Raw genomic sequence first — 17,557 nt, forward strand, 5'->3', positions numbered from 1 at the left:
TATTATGAAAAGATTAATGGATATTGTTGTTTCGGGGATAGGTTTGATTTTACTGTCTCCTGTCATAATCGTTGTCTATTTTTTGGTGCGATACTATTTGGGCGGGCCGGTATTCTTCCGACAGGTCCGGCCTGGTTTTGAAGGTAAGCCCTTCGAAATGCTAAAATTCAGGACAATGCTTGATGCTACCGACGCGACTGGGGCGCCTTTGCCTGATTCAGAGCGCCTGACCAAGTTTGGACGATTCCTCAGGGCCAGCAGCCTTGACGAGCTGCCCGGTTTGATAAATGTACTGAAAGGGGATATGAGCGTCGTAGGGCCGAGACCCTTGCTGATGGCCTATCTGCCCCTATACAGTGCAGAACAAAATCGCCGGCACCTGGTACGCCCGGGCGTGACAGGGCTTGCCCAGGTCAGTGGTCGAAATGCGCTCTCCTGGGAGGAAAAATTCAAGCTGGACGTCTGGTATGTGGATAACCAATCTTTGCTGCTGGACTTGAAAATTATTATTTTGACCTTCAAGAAAGTGTTCTTGCGAGAGGGCATCAATCAAGAGGGGCAAGCAACTATGGAAGCCTTCAGGGGTTCCGCCGACAATGCAACTGATGGGGAAAAGAAATGAGCAAAGAAATTCTGGATTTGATCGCTGAAGCCAAAGAAGCTGATGAAGGTTCCGTGAATCTGGGCGAACAGTTGGATTGGGATTCTATCGCTGTTGTAACCTTTATGGCTTTGCTTTCCGAGCGGGATATTAGCGTTTCTGCTGATGGTTTGAATAAGTGCGACACGGTAGATGACGTCGTGGCTCTGGTTGCTGCCAAAAGTGCTTGATAAGCATTAGGTTTGTTTGATCCATACTGCTCAGGTGTTTAACACGTGGGCAGTTTGGTTTTTTATTTAATGGTTTATCGATTTTGCTCGGTATAGCGTTGCACAAGAATTGATGAGGAATGGGTGCTTATGAATGATGAACTAGACTCAAAAAAAATCGAAAGGGATTTGGTTGAGTCATATTGGCATCCCTTGTGCTTCAATTCTGACTTGCCGAACGATAGAGATTTTTTACGTTTTGATGTCTTGGATTTTGAAGTGGTCATCTTTAACGATAAGGGCCGCTTGATAGCTTTCGATAATCGTTGTCCCCACCGCGGCAGTCGTTTTTTTACTGAGGATCATGGCAACCGCGGCGTTATCTGCAAGTACCACGGGTGGAGTTTTTCGGATGGGCGCCTGCGGATACCAAACGCAGCCTCGTTTGTGGGATGCGATATTGAAAACGCTTCGCTCAATCAGTTTAAGCTGGAGACCTGCGGCGATTTGGTTTTCTTTGGTGTTAACCCTGAGGTGTCTCTCCAGGAGCAAATCGGAAGTCACGTTTACAGCGTCGTTGAGCGTTTGAGCAGAGATGTGCAGGCTTGTAGCGATTTTAACCGTTACGAGTTCGAATGCAATTGGACTATCGCGCTGGAGAATGCGCTCGAGCCTTATCATATCCCTCTGATCCATCGTAATACGCTCGCCACGTTAAAGTTAGGTGTTGGAGAGAATGTATTTGAAGGTGAGAACTCTATCTGGTACTCGCCGGTAGAGGACGAGAGGGTGCAGCGTCGTCTCTCCGGGCTTAGTAAGTTTTTTGAGACGACGAATCCTTACCAAGGTTACATGAGTATTTTTCTTTTCCCTTTCGCGATGATCTCATCGACGTTCGGGTACTCATACTCCATGCAGAACTTTTTTCCTTCTCCCAAGGGGGATCGCGCATTTTTTACCAGTCGACTCTTTCCTGCCCGTACATCAGACTCGCGTTACAGTGAAATCACAGACCTTTTTTCGAAGTCGACGGCTGAACTGAATCGCAAGGTTTTTGAAGAAGATCATGAGATATGCAAGAGAGTCCCTAGTGACTCTTGGACTGTTTCCGCTCCAAAATACTTGAGTTCGTTAGAGCAGAAAATTGCTCATTTTCGTCAGTCCTGTGCAAAGTGGGATAAATAGCGGTGTTCTCTCACTGTTTTTATTGCGGTCTTTTATTCCTGTTTGTCGGTGAGGGTGAGTGATTATGTCAGCCAGTCAGTTTAAAGATGTAAGGGTTGTAAATAATGTCCGGGTTGAAGGCGTTGCATGTTCGATGCCGGAAAATATTTCTGAAGTCTCCGACCTTGCCGAAAAATTTGGCGAAGAGAATATTCAGAAGATTATGGCAAGTACGGGTGTCTTCCGCCGGCATGTAGTCGATAGCGAGTGTTCATCTGATCTTTGCGTCGCTGCGGCCGAGCGTTTGATTGCAGACCTAGCAGTGGATCGCGCTTCTATTGATACGTTGATTTTCGTGTCACAAACTCATGATCATACTTTGCCCGCCACAGCTTGTATCCTGCAGGAACGCTTGAAACTTTCCCTCGGTGTTGCAGCGTTCGATGTTGCTTTGGGCTGCTCAGGCTACGTTTACGGCCTATGGCTAGCTTCCTCCTTGATATCCGGGGGCGGCAGCCGACGTGTGTTGTTATTGGTAGGAGATACCATCAGTAAAATTGTTTCAGAGGAAGATCGTTCGGTTGCTGCCCTATTTGGTGATGCCGGCTCGGCGACGTTGCTTCAATATGACGAATCGGCGCAACCGATTTCCTTTGCGCTAGGGACCGATGGGCGCGGTGCGAACAATCTTATTGTTCCGGCGGGCGGCTTTCGTGATCGTACCGGCGCGTTCAGTGATAATAGCGAACCGGAAGTACGTGGCCCATTCGACTTGTTTATGAATGGGGCGGAAATTTTTGCCTTTACTTTGGCGCGCGTACCCGCGTTGGTGAGGGCACTTCACGAAAGTCGTCAGGATAGCGGGGAAGGCATTGATCATTATGTCTTTCACCAAGCCAACAAATTCATGCTGGAGCATTTGGCAAAACGCATGAAGTTGCCTCGAGAAAAAGTTTTGCTTGATTTGGAAAGTGTAGGGAATACGAGCTGTACTTCCATACCACTTGCGCTTTCATTAGCTGACCTTGAAAAAGATAACAGGGTAACGGGCTTGATGATGTTGGCTGGTTTTGGTGTGGGCTATTCTTGGGCGGGTTGTATTATAAACTTTGATAACGTATGGGTAAGCCCTATGACTTATACCCGTGATTTGAAGGAGCCGGTATGACTATGGCTAATCCGTTTTCCCTTCAGGGCAAGCATATTTTGGTGACTGGAGCCTCATCCGGAATTGGGCGGGAGGTTGCGGTATGGCTAAGTTCGCAGGGTGCGCGTATCACGTTGGTCGCCAGGGATACGCCTCGCCTGGAGGAAACGCTCCAGCGGCTGGAGGGCGATGGGCATGCCATCGCGGTAGTGGACTTTCTGACTGAGCCAGATGTGTCGGGCTGGATGAAGAAGATTGCTCGGGAAACGACAGCGTTTGACGGGTTGGTTCATGCGGCAGGTATTCAGGCCCCTATGCCCATTCGCGCGACTAGCCTGGCGCACTGGGAAAGAGTCATTTCGACAAACGTAACATCGTCGTTTTCTCTTATTAAGGCGTTCCGACAGAAAGGTGTATGTCAATCCGGCTCTAGTATCGTGCTTATTTCCTCGGTAATGGCTAAGGTCGGTGAACCAGCGCTTCTGGGATATTGCGCGAGCAAAGGTGCGGTGGAGTCAATGGTCAGGGCGGCAGCCATCGAGCTTTCTCGTGAGGGTATTCGGGTTAATTGTGTGGCGCCTGGCGTCGTGAAAACTGAAATGGCAGAGACGCTCAAAGACTTAGTCGGGGGAGAATCGATGGAGATTATCGAACAGAAGCACCCGTTAGGCTTCGGTTCTCCGGCAGACGTCGCTTATGCGGTCAACTATTTGCTTTCTCCTGCTGCTCGCTGGGTAACCGGTACTTCCCTGGTCGTCGATGGTGGGTACCTAGCATGAGTGCCAAAAAGTTTGTCATAGTTGGCGCGGGAGGCTTTGGGCGCGAGGTGTATGTCTGGTTGAAAGACTGGATTGAACTTAGCGCGAGTCCAGCGGAATACCAGATCATCGGATTTCTGGATGATGCACCCGCAGCCCTGGAGCGTTTTCCAGATATGCCACCGATTATTTGTTCCATTGATGTTTATGAGCATCAGGACGACGTAGTTCTGGTTTGTGCTATTGCTGATCCAAAGATCAAGAAGATCGTTTCGGATAAGTTGCTCGAAAAAGGAGCGCAGTTTTTCTCTCTTGTTCACCCGACGGCGATCGTAGGCACGCGCGTGGTTATCGGCGAAGGGGTAGTCATTTGCCCTAATACGATTCTATCCACCGATCTGGAAATTGGTAATTTCGTAACGATTAACTCCGCTACTACTATTGGACATGACACGTCTGTAGGGAGTTATAGCACCATTAGTGGGCACTGTGATGTGACCGGTGGTGTTCAATTGGCAGAGGGTGTTTTCATGGGCTCTCATGCGGTGGTTGTGCCCAAGGTGACCGTGGGTGCATATGCTGTCATTGGGGCGTCTTCGGTGGTTATACGCAAAGTTGCATCGGGCTCCACAGTATTTGGTGTTCCTGCTAAACGAATAGCTGGGTAAAAAGATGAAATTTGCAAAAATCGTTGCCATTGAATATGAACTGCCGAGCCACTCGTTAAGTAACGAAGACTTGGCGCGGGAATTTCCTGAATGGGATGTTCCCAAAATATTCGGAAAGACCGGGATTAATGATCGTCGAATAGTTGCTGCGGACGAGTGTGCGTCTGATTTAGCCTTTCGTGCTTGTGAAAAGATTTTTGATTCTGGCGTTATTGGCCGGTCAGACGTCGATTGCTTGATATTATGCACGCAAAGCCCGGACTATGTTTTACCCGCAACAGCCTGCATTCTGCAACATCGATTGAGCCTACCTACTTCATGTGCCGCTTTTGACTACAACCAAGGCTGTTCAGGCTTTATCTATGGTTTAGGTTTGGCGAAGGGGCTTATAGAGACGGGGCAGGTCAAGAATGTATTGCTGGTTACTGCTGAAACCTACAGTAAGTATATTCACCCAGGTGACAAGAGCGTGCGTACGCTTTTCGGCGATGCGGCGGCGGCAACGCTAATCCGTGCAGCCGATGAGACTGTGGCGCTTGACCGTTTTCGTTATGGAACGGACGGTTCTGGCGCGGAGAGCTTGATTGTTCCGGTGGGAGGCTCGAGATTTCCGGCAGCGTTGAATCTTGACTTGGAGGCACGTCAGGATGAAAGCGGTAACATCCGGACCGACGCGAATCTTTACATGAATGGTCCGGCAATTCTGGAGTTTTCCCTGAAGCGTGTTCCAGAGTTGTTCGAGTCCATATTTGATGAAGACTTCACAATGGACATGGTCGATCATTTTGTCTTTCATCAAGCCAATAAGTTTATGCTTGATGCGCTAAAACGAAGACTGAAGCTGCCTGAAGAGAGATTCGTCAGGGAGTTTGAGCATTGCGGTAATACGGTGTCCTCCACGATACCTATCGCGCTGAAGGAGTCCCTCAAGAAGGGCAATATTAAAGCAGGCGACAGGGTCGCTTGTGTCGGATTTGGCGTTGGCCTTTCCTGGGCGGCATGCACTGCCCGCCTTTGACTCTTGTGTGCTAGACGCGTTGCGATCTTAATTTTATAGGTATTGGTTATGCTGAATTCTCCATTCGCTCCTTGGCCGTCATTTACAATTGAAGAGGCTGATGCCGTTCGAGACGTGGTTCTCTCGAACAAGGTTAACTATTGGACAGGCCCAGAATGTCGAGAATTTGAAAAGGAATTCGCGGCTTTTACCGATACCCAATATGCCGTTGCGCTTGCAAACGGCACCGTGGCCTTGGATTTGGCATTGAAGGCATTGGGAATTGGAGCGGGTGATGAGGTCATCGTTACCTCCCGCACATTTCTTGCCTCTGTCTCAAGTATTGTCAATTCGGGTGCGACCCCGGTTTTTGCCGATGTTGACTTGAATTCACAGAATATCACTGCTGATACCATCAGTAAGGTCCTTACTCCTAAAACACGGGGTATTATTTGCGTCCATTTGGCAGGATGGTCCTGCGATATGGACGAAATAATGGAGTTGGCACGTATCCATGATTTGAAAGTCATCGAAGATTGTGCTCAAGCCCATGGCGCGCTTTACAAAGGGCGACCTGTTGGATCTATTGGGCATATTGGTGCTTGGTCATTCTGCCAGGACAAAATAATGACCACCGGCGGCGAGGGCGGTATGGTCACTACCAACGATCATGAGCTGTGGGCCCGCATGTGGGCTTACAAAGATCATGGGAAGAGTTGGGAAGCCGTTTATCAGCGTGAACATGCTCCTGGCTTTCGCTGGCTGCACGAGAGCTTTGGAACCAATTGGCGCATGCTGGAGATGCAAGCCGTCATCGGAAGAATTCAGCTGCGGAAAATGGACCAGTGGCAGGCTACTCGGCAGATGAACGCGGAGCGTATCTGGGCTTGTGCTGAAAAGTTGCCTGCGCTGAGGGTCCCGGCAGTTCCGGCTGAAAGTCGACACGCTGCCTATAAGTGCTATGTCTTCGTACGTCCGGAACTTCTCAATGAGGACTGGTCCCGTGATCGTATTCTGGCTGAGATGAACTCTCGTGGTGTGCCGGCTTTCTCGGGCTCTTGCTCTGAGGTGTACCTTGAAAAGGCATTTGATAATACAGGCTGGCGCCCGGAGACTCGTCTGCCCAACGCACAGGTTCTGGGTGAGACCAGTTTAATGTTTTTGGTGCACCCGACATTAACCGCAGAACAGATCGATTTGACTTGCCAAGTATTAGCCGACGTCCTCAGTGAGGCGACCGCTTCAGTATGAGCGCCCTGAGGAAAAATGGATTTGAGCAAGTGATGATTGACCGGTTTGGGAGCGACAGAGGTTGAAAGGGGTTATGGATAAGGTTCGTACATATTTGTTAAGCCTCTCGCGTCGTCAGAAACGCGTTCTGCAGGTTATCGCGGATATTACCCTCGTTTGGGTCGCGTTGTGGATGGCCTTTGTCGTGCGTCTGGGCATTGACGAAATGATCAACCCGGTCAAAATGCATTTCTGGCTATTCATTTGTGCGCCGGTTGTTGCTATTCCCTTGTTTATACGCTTTGGCATGTATCGTGCTGTAATGCGATATTTTGGTAACGATGCATTAATTGCTATCGTCAAAGCAGTCAGCCTTTCGTCATTGATTCTGGCGTTTGTCGTGTACTGGTACAGCAACCATGAGAATGTTGTACCCCGGTCGATCATCTTCAACTATTGGTGGTTGAGTTTGATAATGATTGGTGGGATGCGTCTCGGGATGCGTCAATATTTCCTAGGCGACTGGTTTGCCGCCGTACAGCATGTGCCTTTCACCAATAGGCATGATGGATTGTCTAAAGTTGCCATTTATGGCGCTGGGGCTGCTGGTAATCAATTGGTCGCTGCCTTGAGAATGGGTCGAGTAATGCGGCCTGTGGCTTTTATTGATGATGACAGCAGTATTGCTGACCGCGTCATTTCAGGTTTGCAGGTGTTTAAGCCCAAACACATTCAGCAGATGATTGATGTGACGGGGGCTCAAGAAGTTCTCCTCGCGATACCTTCGTCCTCCAGGGGCCGCCGCCGTGAAATCCTTGGTCTGCTCGAAGGCTTTCCTCTGCACGTTCGAAGCGTTCCAGGCTTCATGGATCTGGCAAGCGGTCGGGTTAAGGTTGATGATATCCAGGAAGTGGATATCGGTGATTTACTCGGCCGTGACACCGTACCGGCTCAAGCGGAACTGCTGGAGCGCTGTATCAAGGAACAGAGCGTGTTGGTCACCGGGGCGGGTGGGTCCATCGGCTCCGAATTGTGCCGGCAAATCCTTGAATTACGCCCCACGGTTCTTCTGCTGTTCGAGCATAGTGAATTTAATCTCTACAGCATTATGTCAGAACTCGAGCTTCGAATTAATCGTGAGTCGCTGCCGGTTCGTTTGCTTCCTATTCTGGGTTCGGTACGCAACCAGGATAAGTTGCTTGATATCATGAAAACCTGGCATGTCAATACCGTGTATCACGCGGCCGCCTACAAGCATGTGCCCATGGTGGAACACAATATTGCCGAGGGTGTATTAAATAACGTTATTGGTACCCTCAACACTGCCCAGGCAGCGTTGCAGGCGGGTGTTCAGAACTTCGTATTGATTTCCACGGATAAGGCGGTACGGCCTACCAATGTAATGGGTAGCACTAAGCGGTTGGCCGAGTTGACGTTGCAAGCACTAAGTCGCGAGTCGGCTCCTGTATTGTTCAACGATAAGTTTAATGTTTCTCATGTCAATAAAACACGCTTCACAATGGTTCGCTTCGGGAATGTGCTTGGCTCTTCAGGATCAGTCATTCCGCTGTTTCATAAACAGATCAAGTCAGGCGGGCCATTGACTGTTACCCATCCGAAGATCACTCGTTACTTTATGACTATTCCTGAAGCTGCTCAGTTGGTCATACAGGCGGGGTCAATGGGGTTGGGAGGAGATGTATTCGTATTGGATATGGGAGAACCTGTCAGAATCGTCGAGTTGGCCGAGAAAATGATTCACCTGTCCGGCTTGAGTGTTCGATCTGAAAAAAATCCCCATGGTGACATCGCTATAGAGTTTACCGGGCTCCGACCGGGTGAAAAGCTATACGAAGAATTGTTGATAGGCGACAATGTGGTTGCGACGCAGCACCCGATGATCATGAGTGCTAATGAAGACTTTATATCTTGGGATACGCTCAGGTTGAAGTTGACCGATCTCCTGTCTGCTGTTGATGAAGATGATTACGGTCGAGTTCGTCAACTGCTGCGAGATACGGTTAGCGGTTATGCACCGGATGGTGAGATTGTTGATTGGATTTATCAGCAACGTCGTCTTGAACCTTGATCTGATAATTCATACAAAGGCCACGTAGTGACTGGCCTTTGTATAATTTACGTAGTGTTAATACTACGTTGATCAAGCGTATGTGGTGTTGTCAGAACTATACTCTGATCAAAGAGTTTTAATAACTCTTGCAGGAATGCCAGCTGCGACAGAGTAGGGGGGATGTCTTTTGTTACGACAGCCCCGGCACCTATGACAGAGCCTTTCCCGATAGTTACGCCTTTCAGTATCGCCACTTTTTCCCCAATCCAGACATCATCTTCGATGACGACGGGTGCATATACAAGTTTTCTTTGGTTGGGGTGTTTAAGAAGTTCTTCTTTGGTTATTTCCCCATGGTCATGATCAGTTATATAGACTTGGCTGGCTATTAATACATTGTGACCAATGTTTATCGAGTAGAGTGCTGCAATATGGCAGGCGTCGTTGATTTCTACGTGATTGCCGATGGTCAGCGTTATTTTACCCTCATTATGATTGGCTGCTTCTATCCGGCAATACTGCCCGGTTGTAAATCCGACTCCAATTGACATGTTTCCCCAACCTCTTATTCGGGTGGGTTGCCTGATAATTCGTGCAGGGCGATAGAATATTTTTGTTGTTGTAAAAGACCAGGCTAGCCTGAAGAAATCAAGCATTGAATACTTTGATTTCATGCTGGGTTCCATGGAACTCTCCATTTCCAATTTTTTATGGGTTTTATGTCGTGTAGGTGGGCCGCGCGATTATACCTAAAGAAAGGCACGAGAGAAAGGGGGGAGGAACTGCTGGTTCTTCAATAAGATATTTGGGAGCGGTTAATAAGTTCTAAAATGGTGCTCTAACGTTTTTATTTGATATTTATTCGGTGTGCATGTTTTTGATAATAGCGGTAGCTGAAGAAAAGTAAAATTCGTAACTCGAATTGCCTGCATTTTTCATTTCTATAAATGATGTTTTTTATTGCTTCTAATGAGTGTTAGAAGGGTTTGGCACTCACGACTCCACCCGGATACTGGCGAAACAATGCCGCTTTCGTAGCTTACACTCTGTAACGTAGCCATTTTTGACTAACCCGAGATATTACCTAAGTTTGAGTTGCAGCTTCGGAAAAGCTGCTTTTCCCTTATCGATCTCATGGAGCGTCACCAATGCATAAAGCGTATTTCTCATCCCTCATCTTCGCCTTCCTCACCAGCCTCTCGCTAGCCACCACAGCCGCACCCGCCACCAAGCCCGAGACCCCAACCGCCATCGCGACCCAAATGACCAAGGTCGAGCAATCCACCAAAGTCAGCCTCAACTCCGCCGACGCTGAAACCCTGCGCCGCGACCTCTTCGGCATCGGCGCCGCCAAAGCGAAGGCCATCATCGCCTACCGTGAAACCAATGGCCCCTTCACGGCGATAGATGAGTTACTGGAAGTAAAGGGTATCGGCAAGGCGCTTCTGGAAAAGAACCGCGACAGGCTTGAGGTGAAATAAGAACCTGAAAACAGGCGAGGAGGCCGGTCATCGACCGGCTTTCTTTTGCTCAACAACTTCCGCCTTCAAGCTTCCCCGCACTCCATCAAGAATTCGCGTCGCCAACTCGGCGCTCTCCACACTTCTCGACAACACCAACGCCCCCACCAGCGTCGACATCAGCACCAGGCTCTGCTCCCTGGCATTCGGGCAGCCAAGAGCCGCTTCAACCTGCTTGAGCCGCGCATTAAGTACTTCATCCGTCGTGCGGCTGTGCTGCCCGCGCAACCCCATCTCCGAAGACATCGTTGTCAGCGGGCACCCTTCATGCGGCGAGGTCTGATGCCACTCCGAGAGATAGCTGTCGATAAACGCTTCCAGCGGCCGTTCCTGGCTGAATAGCATTGCGCAATGCGCATCCAGCTCTGCCGCCGCCGCCTGTAACGCCTTCTCCACCAACTCATCCTTGGACTTGAAGTGCGCATAAAACCCGCCATGCGTCAGGTTCAGCGCTTTCATCAGTGGCTGCAAACCGGTCGCACCAATGCCGTCACGGCGAAACCGTACCGAGGCTTCCTTGATGATGCGCCGGTGGGTTTGAGCTTTGTGGTCTTGTGAATAGCGCATGGGAAGGCCTCCGAAACATCAGGCCATATTAACCAAGCTTGGCGGGGCATAGGCGGGTGTTTACAAAATTGTGCGGCTCAACGGGGAGCCGCTTCAGCCTCAACGATCCTGCGCATCCTTGGCATCCGCTTGGGCATTTCGCTCTGCCACGCGCTTGCGTTGTTCATCGGTCAATTCAACCTTGTTGGCGCTGTCTCGCAGCATCAGCAAACCACCGACGATCGAACCGATCGCGACCACTAATATCAACCAGGCATACCACGGCATAGGGCTCTCCTTGAGGCAGCAAACCGTGGGGATTTCCCCACGGTAATAGCTGCTTTGAGTTACGGGCTTTCTTAGTAGTTCATTGTAGGCCCGTTCTGCCCCGGTAACCTTAAAGCCCGGTCAACATCGCATCTGCCGGCGCATCGGCGCGGTCTTGCGCGGTCAGTTGAAAGTACACGAACCCCACCACCATGAAGCCCAGGAAGATCAGGCCGATCAGCGCGTTGAACCACGCCATCGCCACCAGGCACACCACGGCCAGTACCAGCGCGATCCCCGGTACGATGGGATAACCCGGTGCGCGGAAGGTGCGTTCCAGCAGCGGTTCGGTCTTACGCAGTTTGAACAGGCTGAGCATGCTCATGATGTACATGACGATGGCGCCGAACACGGCCATGGTGATCATTGCTGCGGTCAGGGTCATGCCACCCAGGTTGATCAGTCCATCGCTGTAGATGGCGGCGATGCCGACGATGCCGCCAGCGATGATTGCTCGGTGCGGCGTCTGAAAGCGCGACAGTTTGGCCAGGAAAGAGGGCAGGTAGCCCGCGCGGGCCAGGGCGAAGAATTGGCGGGAGTAACCGAGGATGATCCCGTGGAAGCTGGCCACCAGGCCGAACAGGCCGATCCACACGAGCATGTGCAGCCAGCCCGAGCTGTCGCCGACTACGGTTTTCATCGCTTGAGGTAGCGGGTCGTTGATGTTGGACAGGGTGCGCCAGTCGCCGACGCCGCCGGCAAAGAACATCACGCCCATCGCCAGGATTACCAAGGTGAGGATGCCGCTGATGTAGGCCTTTGGAATGGTGCGCTTGGGATCTTTCGCTTCTTCGGCGGCCATGGCGGCGCCTTCGATGGCGAGGAAGAACCAGATGGCAAATGGAATCGCCGCAAACATTCCGGCAATCGCCGGCGCGCCGAAGGTGTCGGAGCCGGCCCAGCCATTCAGGGCGAAGTTGCTGAAGCTGAAAGCGGGAGCGACTACACCCATGAACACCAGCAACTCGGCGACGGCAAGCACGCATACCACCAGTTCAAAGGTCGCCGCCAGCTTCACGCCGAGGATGTTCAGGCCCATGAATACAATGTAGGCGCCGACGGCCGCGTGTTTCGGATCAAGGGCCGGGAACTGCACATTCAAGTAGGCGCCGATGGCCAGGGCGATAGCGGGCGGGGCGAACACGAATTCAATCAGCGTCGCCAACCCGGCAATTAATCCGCCTTTCTCACCAAATGCCCGGCGGCTGTAGGCAAACGGGCCGCCAGCGTGGGGAATTGCAGTGGTCAGTTCGGTGAAACTGAATATAAAGCAGGTGTACATGGCGGCGACCATCAATGAGGTCACCAGGAAGCCCAGTGTTCCTGCCACGCCCCAGCCGTAGCTCCAGCCGAAATATTCCCCGGAAATCACCAGCCCGACGGCGATGCCCCACAAATGCAGGGTGCCCAAGGTAGGTTTGAGTTGTGTGTTCATCGTGTAGCACTCCCTGAACGGTTTGGAATGTTTCAGGGCATTGCAGCGGACATGCCATTCATCAATGCCATGTCGTAAAGGCGCCGAACTGTCGCCGAGGGGACGGTTTGGCGTTTGAATGTTCCCTCGGCCTGCACCAGATAGGGGCGCGGCCTCCAGCAAACGCTCACAAATCCCCCCGTAAACCCCGCATAAACCCACTCTTTACGCCGTCTTTACGCCCCACCCATACCGTCGCTCTCGTTCCTTTACGCCACTCCTGCGGACAATCCTCCTACACGCGGCAGTCGCCGCACGACGGAGAAACTTCCATGAGCGTTCTGGACGGGGTGTCACTGCTGTTGGCTGTGGCGCTGTTCATTTATCTGCTGGTTGCGCTGTTACGCGCGGATCGGAACTAGGAGCAGGCTATGCACAGTTATGACTATTGGCTGATCATCGCCTTCTTTGCCTTGGTGCTGATTCCGGCACCGGCCCTGGGGCGGTTCTACTACAAGGTAATGGAAGGGCAGCGAACCTGGCTCACGCCGGTGTTCGGTCCGGTCGAGCGCGTTTGCTATCGCCTCTCGGGTGTCGATGCAGACCAGGAACAGAGCTGGCAGAAATACGCGCTGGCCTTGCTGGCGTTCAACCTTGCTGGCTTCGTGCTGCTGTTCGGCATCCTTGTGTTCCAGGACTATCTGCCGCTGAACCCGCAGAAATTGCCGGGTCAGGAATGGACCCTGGCGTTCAACACCGCCATCAGTTTCATGACCAACACCAACTGGCAGTCCTACAGCGGTGAAGCGTCCCTGAGCTACCTCAGTCAGATGGCCGGCCTCACCGTGCAGAACTTTGTCAGTGCGGCCACCGGTCTCGCCGTCCTGGTCGCGTTGTGCCGTGGGATCGGTCGCAAATCCACCAAGACCCTGGGCAACTTCTGGGTCGACATGACTCGCGCCACCCTCTACGGCCTGTTGCCGTTGTGCCTGGTGCTCGCGTTGTTCCTGGTGTGGCAGGGTGTGCCACAAACCTTCGCTCATTACGTGAACGCTGTGACCCTGCAGGGCGTTGACCAGGTGATCCCACTGGGCCCGGCCGCCAGCCAGATTGCGATCAAGCAATTGGGCACCAACGGCGGTGGTTTCTTCGGGGTCAACTCGGCGCATCCATTTGAAGACCCGACCGCCTGGGCCAACCTGTTCGAGCTCGGCGCAATCATCCTGATCCCGGTGGCGCTGGTGTTCACCTTCGGTCACTACGTGAAAGACCTGCGTCAGAGCCGGGCGATCCTCGGTTGCATGCTGGCCTTGTTCATCATCGGTGGCGCTACCGCGATGTGGGCTGAGTACCAGCCCAACCCGGCGCTGAACAACCCGGCGGTTGAACAGGCTGCGCCGCAGGAAGGTAAAGAAGCGCGCTTCGGCACCACCGGTACCGTGTTGTGGTCGGTGGCCACCACCGCCGCGTCTAACGGTTCGGTCAACGGCATGCAAGACAGCCTCAATCCTCTGAGCGGGATGATCTCGCTGGTCAACATGATGGTCGGCGAAGTGATCTTCGGCGGCGTCGGTGCCGGCATGTACGGCATGTTGCTTAACGTGTTAATCGCGGTTTTCCTCGCCGGCTTGATGATTGGTCGTACACCGGAATACCTCGGCAAAAAACTCCAGGCCAAGGAAGTGCAGTTGCTGGTCGTGACCTTGCTGGTGATGCCGGTCGGCACCCTGGTGCTGGGCGCCATCGCCGCCAGCCTGCCTGGCCCGGCCGGTGCCATCAGTAACCCTGGCCCCCACGGTTTCAGCCAGTTGCTGTACGCCTACACCTCGGCCAGTGCCAACAACGGTTCGGCGTTCGGCGGCTTCAGTGCCAACACCCCGTTCCACAACCTGATGTTGAGCCTGTCGATGTTGCTGGGTCGCTTCGGTTACATCCTCCCGGTACTGGCCCTGGCCGGCAGCCTGGCGATGAAGAAGACCGCACCGATTGGCCAGAACAGCTTCCCGACCCACGGCCCGCTGTTCGTAACCCTGTTGACCGTGACCATTTTGCTGGTGGGCGGCCTGACCTTCCTGCCGACGCTGGCACTTGGGCCTATCGCTGAACATTTGAGCATGGCTGCTTTTTAAATGAAGAGCCTAGGGGATATGAAAATGAACTTGCCTGCAAAAAACGCGGCTCCCGTGAAAACCCAGGAGCCGGCCAAAACCGCAATGTCGGCCCTGTGGCGCCCGGCGCTGGTTCAGGCCTTCGTCAAGCTCGACCCGCGCCAGCTGCAACGTTCGCCGGTGATGCTGGTGGTCGAACTGACCGCGATCCTCACCACCATCCTGTGCTTCGTGCCGGATGTTGCCGTACCGACCTACGTCGCCGTGCAAATCGCTGTATGGCTGTGGTTCACCGTGCTGTTCGCCAACTTCGCCGAAGCCTTGGCTGAAGGTCGCGGCAAGGCCCGTGCCGACAGCCTCAAGGCGGGCAGCGAGGGCCTCAGCGCCCGTCGCAAGGAAACCGACGGCAGCTTCAAAGTCGTGCCGGCCACCAGCCTGCGCAAAGGTGATGTGGTGCGTGTGGTCGCCGGGGAAATGATCCCGGGTGACGGCGAAGTCATCGAAGGGATTGCTGCGGTCAATGAAGCGGCGATCACCGGCGAGTCCGCTCCGGTTATCCGTGAGTCCGGCGGCGACCGCTCGGCCGTCACCGGCAACACCCGCCTGGTTTCGGACTGGTTGATGATCCGCATCACCGCCAACCCGGGCGAGTCGACCCTGGACCGCATGATCGCCCTGGTGGAAGGCGCCAAACGCCAGAAAACCCCCAACGAAGTCGCGCTGGATATCCTGCTGATCGGCCTGACGCTGATCTTCCTGCTGGTGGTGGTGACTCTGCAGCCGTTCGCCCACTTCGCCAATGGCAACCTGCCGCTGGTGTTCCTGGTGGCGCTGTTGGTCACGCTGATTCCGACCACCATCGGCGGCCTGTTGTCGGCCATCGGTATTGCCGGTATGGACCGCCTGGTGCGCCTCAACGTGATCGCCAAATCCGGTCGCGCAGTGGAAGCGGCGGGGGACGTGCATGTGCTGTTACTGGACAAGACCGGCACCATCACCTTCGGTAACCGCCGCTGCACCAACGTGATCGCCGCGCCCGGTGTCAGCGGCAAGGAGCTGGCCGAAGGCGCACTGCTGGCGTCCCTGGCGGACGATACGGCCGAAGGTAAATCCATCGTCGAGTACCTGCGTGGCCAGCACCCGCAAGCCGAGCCATCGACCGATGAGTTGACCTCCGTCCCGTTCAGCGCGGAAACCCGCCTGTCCGGCGTCGACTACCAAGGCCGTGTGTTCCGCAAAGGCGCCGTGGATTCGCTGCTGGCCTTTATCGGCCTGCAACGCCGCGACCTGCAACCGGCGCTCTCCCGGGAAATCGACAAGATCGCCCAGAGCGGCGGCACGCCTTTGCTGGTGTGTGCCGACGGCAAATTGCTCGGCGCCATTCACCTCAAGGACGTGGTCAAGCCTGGCATTCGTGAACGTTTCGCCGAGTTGCGCAAGCTGGGGATCCGCACCGTGATGGTGACTGGCGATAACCCGCTGACCGCCGCCGCGATTGCCGCTGAAGCCGGCGTGGATGACGTGCTCGCCGAAGCGACTCCAGAGAAAAAGCTGGCGCGCATTCGTCACGAACAGAACGACGGCCGCCTGGTTGCGATGTGCGGCGACGGCGCCAACGACGCCCCGGCGCTGGCCCAGGCTGACGTCGGCATGGCAATGAACGACGGCACCCAGGCCGCCCGTGAAGCGGCCAACATGGTCGACCTCGACAGCGACCCGACCAAGCTGCTGGACGTGGTGCAGATCGGCAAGGAATTGCTGGTGACCCGCGGTGCGCTGACGACGTTCTCTATCGCCAACGACGTGGCCAAGTACTTCGCGATCCTGCCGGCGCTGTTCGCCTCGATCTACCCGCAACTGGGCGTGCTCAACGTGATGCACCTGCAAAGCCCGCAGAGCGCGATCCTCTCGGCCATCGTGTTCAACGCCCTGATCATCGTGGTGTTGATCCCGTTGGCGCTGCGCGGTGTGCGCGTACAGGCGGCGAGTGCGGCGGCGTTGCTGCGTCGCAACCTGCTGATCTACGGCCTGGGCGGGATTCTGGTGCCGTTCGTGGGCATCAAGGCGATCGACATGCTGTTGACCGCGCTGCACCTGGTTTGACCCGATGCCTGCAGGCGCCGGCAAACCGGTGCCTGCAGGTTGCAATAACCGAATCGAGGAATTTGAAATGTCCAACATAATCCGCCCGGCCCTGAGCCTGCTGGTGTTGATGACCCTGATCACCGGCGTGGCCTATCCCCTGGTTGTCACTGGCGTGGCGCAAGTCGCGTTCCCTGACCAGGCCAACGGCAGCCTGGTACACGATGCCAGCGGCAAGGTTCGCGGTTCGAGCCTGATCGCCCAGGATTTCACCGGTGACGGCTGGTTCCACCCACGGCCATCTGCCGGTGCGTTTGCGACGGTTTCCAGCAGCGCCAGCAACCTCAGCCCAAGCAACCCGGCCTTGGCTACCCGCGTATTCGACGACGCCAACAAGCTGCTGGTACCCGGTCAGGGGCCGGTACCGATAGCAATGCTGACTACCTCCGGCAGCGGTCTTGATCCACACTTGCCACCACAGGCGATTGCCTATCAACTGGCCCGGGTGGCTGCCGCACGTAATCTGCCGGTGGCGACCCTGGAGCGTTTGATGGACGAGCACATCGAAAGCCCGTTGGTGGGGCCGCCGGTGGTGAACGTGCTGGCGTTGAATATGGCCCTGGAAAAACTGTAAACCGTGGCGCCGCTTTCGCGAGCAAGCCCGCTCCCACATTCGACTGAGTTTCACCTTTGGAATGCGGTCAAATGTGGGAGC

General features: G+C 54.0%; 18 protein-coding genes. 14 read left to right on the top strand and 4 right to left on the bottom strand.

Annotated features, from left to right (window positions below):
- Position 1: 1 nt before the first annotated feature.
- From NVB75_RS29105 to NVB75_RS29145, 9 genes are all read left to right on the top strand, one after another.
- Positions 2–622: a sugar transferase gene (locus tag NVB75_RS29105; protein ID WP_275712527.1), complete on the top strand. Its 621-nt coding sequence runs from the start codon at positions 2–4 to the stop codon at positions 620–622.
- A complete protein-coding gene (locus NVB75_RS29110; protein ID WP_258344487.1) occupies positions 619–831 on the top strand; it encodes an acyl carrier protein in 213 nt (70 codons plus the stop codon). Before NVB75_RS29105 ends, NVB75_RS29110 begins: the two co-directional genes overlap by 4 nt.
- A 129-nt stretch (positions 832–960) precedes the next feature.
- A complete protein-coding gene (locus NVB75_RS29115) occupies positions 961–1,995 on the top strand; it encodes a Rieske 2Fe-2S domain-containing protein (protein WP_258344488.1) in 1,035 nt (344 codons plus the stop codon).
- 64 nt (positions 1,996–2,059) lie between these two features.
- Positions 2,060–3,142, top strand: a complete 1,083-nt coding sequence (locus NVB75_RS29120) for a 3-oxoacyl-ACP synthase III family protein (protein ID WP_201142719.1) — start codon at positions 2,060–2,062, stop codon at positions 3,140–3,142.
- A gap of 2 nt (positions 3,143–3,144) precedes the next feature.
- Entirely contained in the window at positions 3,145–3,900 is a 756-nt protein-coding gene (locus tag NVB75_RS29125; protein WP_258348774.1) for an SDR family NAD(P)-dependent oxidoreductase, read from the top strand.
- Entirely contained in the window at positions 3,897–4,547 is a 651-nt protein-coding gene (locus tag NVB75_RS29130; RefSeq protein WP_258344489.1) for an acetyltransferase, read from the top strand. The genes NVB75_RS29125 and NVB75_RS29130 overlap by 4 nt, the downstream gene beginning before the upstream one ends.
- A gap of 4 nt (positions 4,548–4,551) precedes the next feature.
- On the top strand, positions 4,552–5,565 hold the full coding sequence (locus NVB75_RS29135; RefSeq protein ID WP_258344490.1) for a ketoacyl-ACP synthase III: 1,014 nt from the start codon (positions 4,552–4,554) through the stop codon (positions 5,563–5,565).
- 48 nt (positions 5,566–5,613) lie between these two features.
- Entirely contained in the window at positions 5,614–6,795 is a 1,182-nt protein-coding gene (locus NVB75_RS29140; RefSeq protein WP_258344491.1) for a DegT/DnrJ/EryC1/StrS aminotransferase family protein, read from the top strand.
- Between the two features lie 73 nt (positions 6,796–6,868).
- A complete protein-coding gene (locus NVB75_RS29145; protein WP_258344492.1) occupies positions 6,869–8,863 on the top strand; it encodes a nucleoside-diphosphate sugar epimerase/dehydratase in 1,995 nt (664 codons plus the stop codon).
- Positions 8,864–8,910: 47 nt separating this feature from the next.
- On the opposite strand, the gene NVB75_RS33175 is transcribed toward NVB75_RS29145, so the two are convergent.
- Positions 8,911–9,531 carry a DapH/DapD/GlmU-related protein gene (locus NVB75_RS33175; protein ID WP_275709198.1) on the bottom strand — a complete coding sequence of 207 codons (621 nt, stop codon included), beginning with the start codon at positions 9,529–9,531 and terminating at the stop codon, positions 8,911–8,913.
- A gap of 462 nt (positions 9,532–9,993) precedes the next feature.
- Between NVB75_RS33175 and NVB75_RS29155 the strand changes: the two genes are divergently transcribed.
- Entirely contained in the window at positions 9,994–10,326 is a 333-nt protein-coding gene (locus NVB75_RS29155) for a helix-hairpin-helix domain-containing protein (protein WP_258344493.1), read from the top strand.
- A gap of 27 nt (positions 10,327–10,353) precedes the next feature.
- Here NVB75_RS29155 and NVB75_RS29160 read toward each other — a convergent pair whose 3' ends face one another.
- The 3 genes from NVB75_RS29160 to eat form a co-directional block, all read right to left on the bottom strand.
- Positions 10,354–10,932 carry a TetR/AcrR family transcriptional regulator gene (locus tag NVB75_RS29160; protein WP_258344495.1) on the bottom strand — a complete coding sequence of 193 codons (579 nt, stop codon included), beginning with the start codon at positions 10,930–10,932 and terminating at the stop codon, positions 10,354–10,356.
- A gap of 99 nt (positions 10,933–11,031) precedes the next feature.
- Complete coding sequence (locus NVB75_RS29165; RefSeq protein ID WP_008437727.1) at positions 11,032–11,199, bottom strand: DUF2897 family protein; 168 nt, start codon at positions 11,197–11,199, stop codon at positions 11,032–11,034.
- Between the two features lie 109 nt (positions 11,200–11,308).
- The gene (gene eat / locus NVB75_RS29170; RefSeq protein WP_003218757.1) at positions 11,309–12,673 is read right to left on the bottom strand and encodes an ethanolamine permease; all 1,365 of its coding nucleotides are present in this window, start codon (positions 12,671–12,673) and stop codon (positions 11,309–11,311) included.
- A 311-nt stretch (positions 12,674–12,984) separates the two neighbouring features.
- Between eat and kdpF the strand changes: the two genes are divergently transcribed.
- From kdpF to kdpC, 4 genes are all read left to right on the top strand, one after another.
- Positions 12,985–13,074: a K(+)-transporting ATPase subunit F gene (kdpF, locus tag NVB75_RS29175; protein ID WP_003218754.1), complete on the top strand. Its 90-nt coding sequence runs from the start codon at positions 12,985–12,987 to the stop codon at positions 13,072–13,074.
- Positions 13,075–13,083: 9 nt separating this feature from the next.
- Positions 13,084–14,781, top strand: a complete 1,698-nt coding sequence (gene kdpA, locus NVB75_RS29180) for a potassium-transporting ATPase subunit KdpA (RefSeq protein ID WP_258344497.1) — start codon at positions 13,084–13,086, stop codon at positions 14,779–14,781.
- A gap of 24 nt (positions 14,782–14,805) precedes the next feature.
- Entirely contained in the window at positions 14,806–16,863 is a 2,058-nt protein-coding gene (gene kdpB / locus NVB75_RS29185; protein WP_258344498.1) for a potassium-transporting ATPase subunit KdpB, read from the top strand.
- A 67-nt stretch (positions 16,864–16,930) separates the two neighbouring features.
- Entirely contained in the window at positions 16,931–17,476 is a 546-nt protein-coding gene (gene kdpC, locus NVB75_RS29190; protein ID WP_258344499.1) for a potassium-transporting ATPase subunit KdpC, read from the top strand.
- Positions 17,477–17,557 lie beyond the last annotated feature (81 nt).

The sequence above is a fragment of the Pseudomonas sp. CBS genome (assembly GCF_024734645.1).
Taxonomy (GTDB): Bacteria; Pseudomonadota; Gammaproteobacteria; order Pseudomonadales; family Pseudomonadaceae; genus Aquipseudomonas.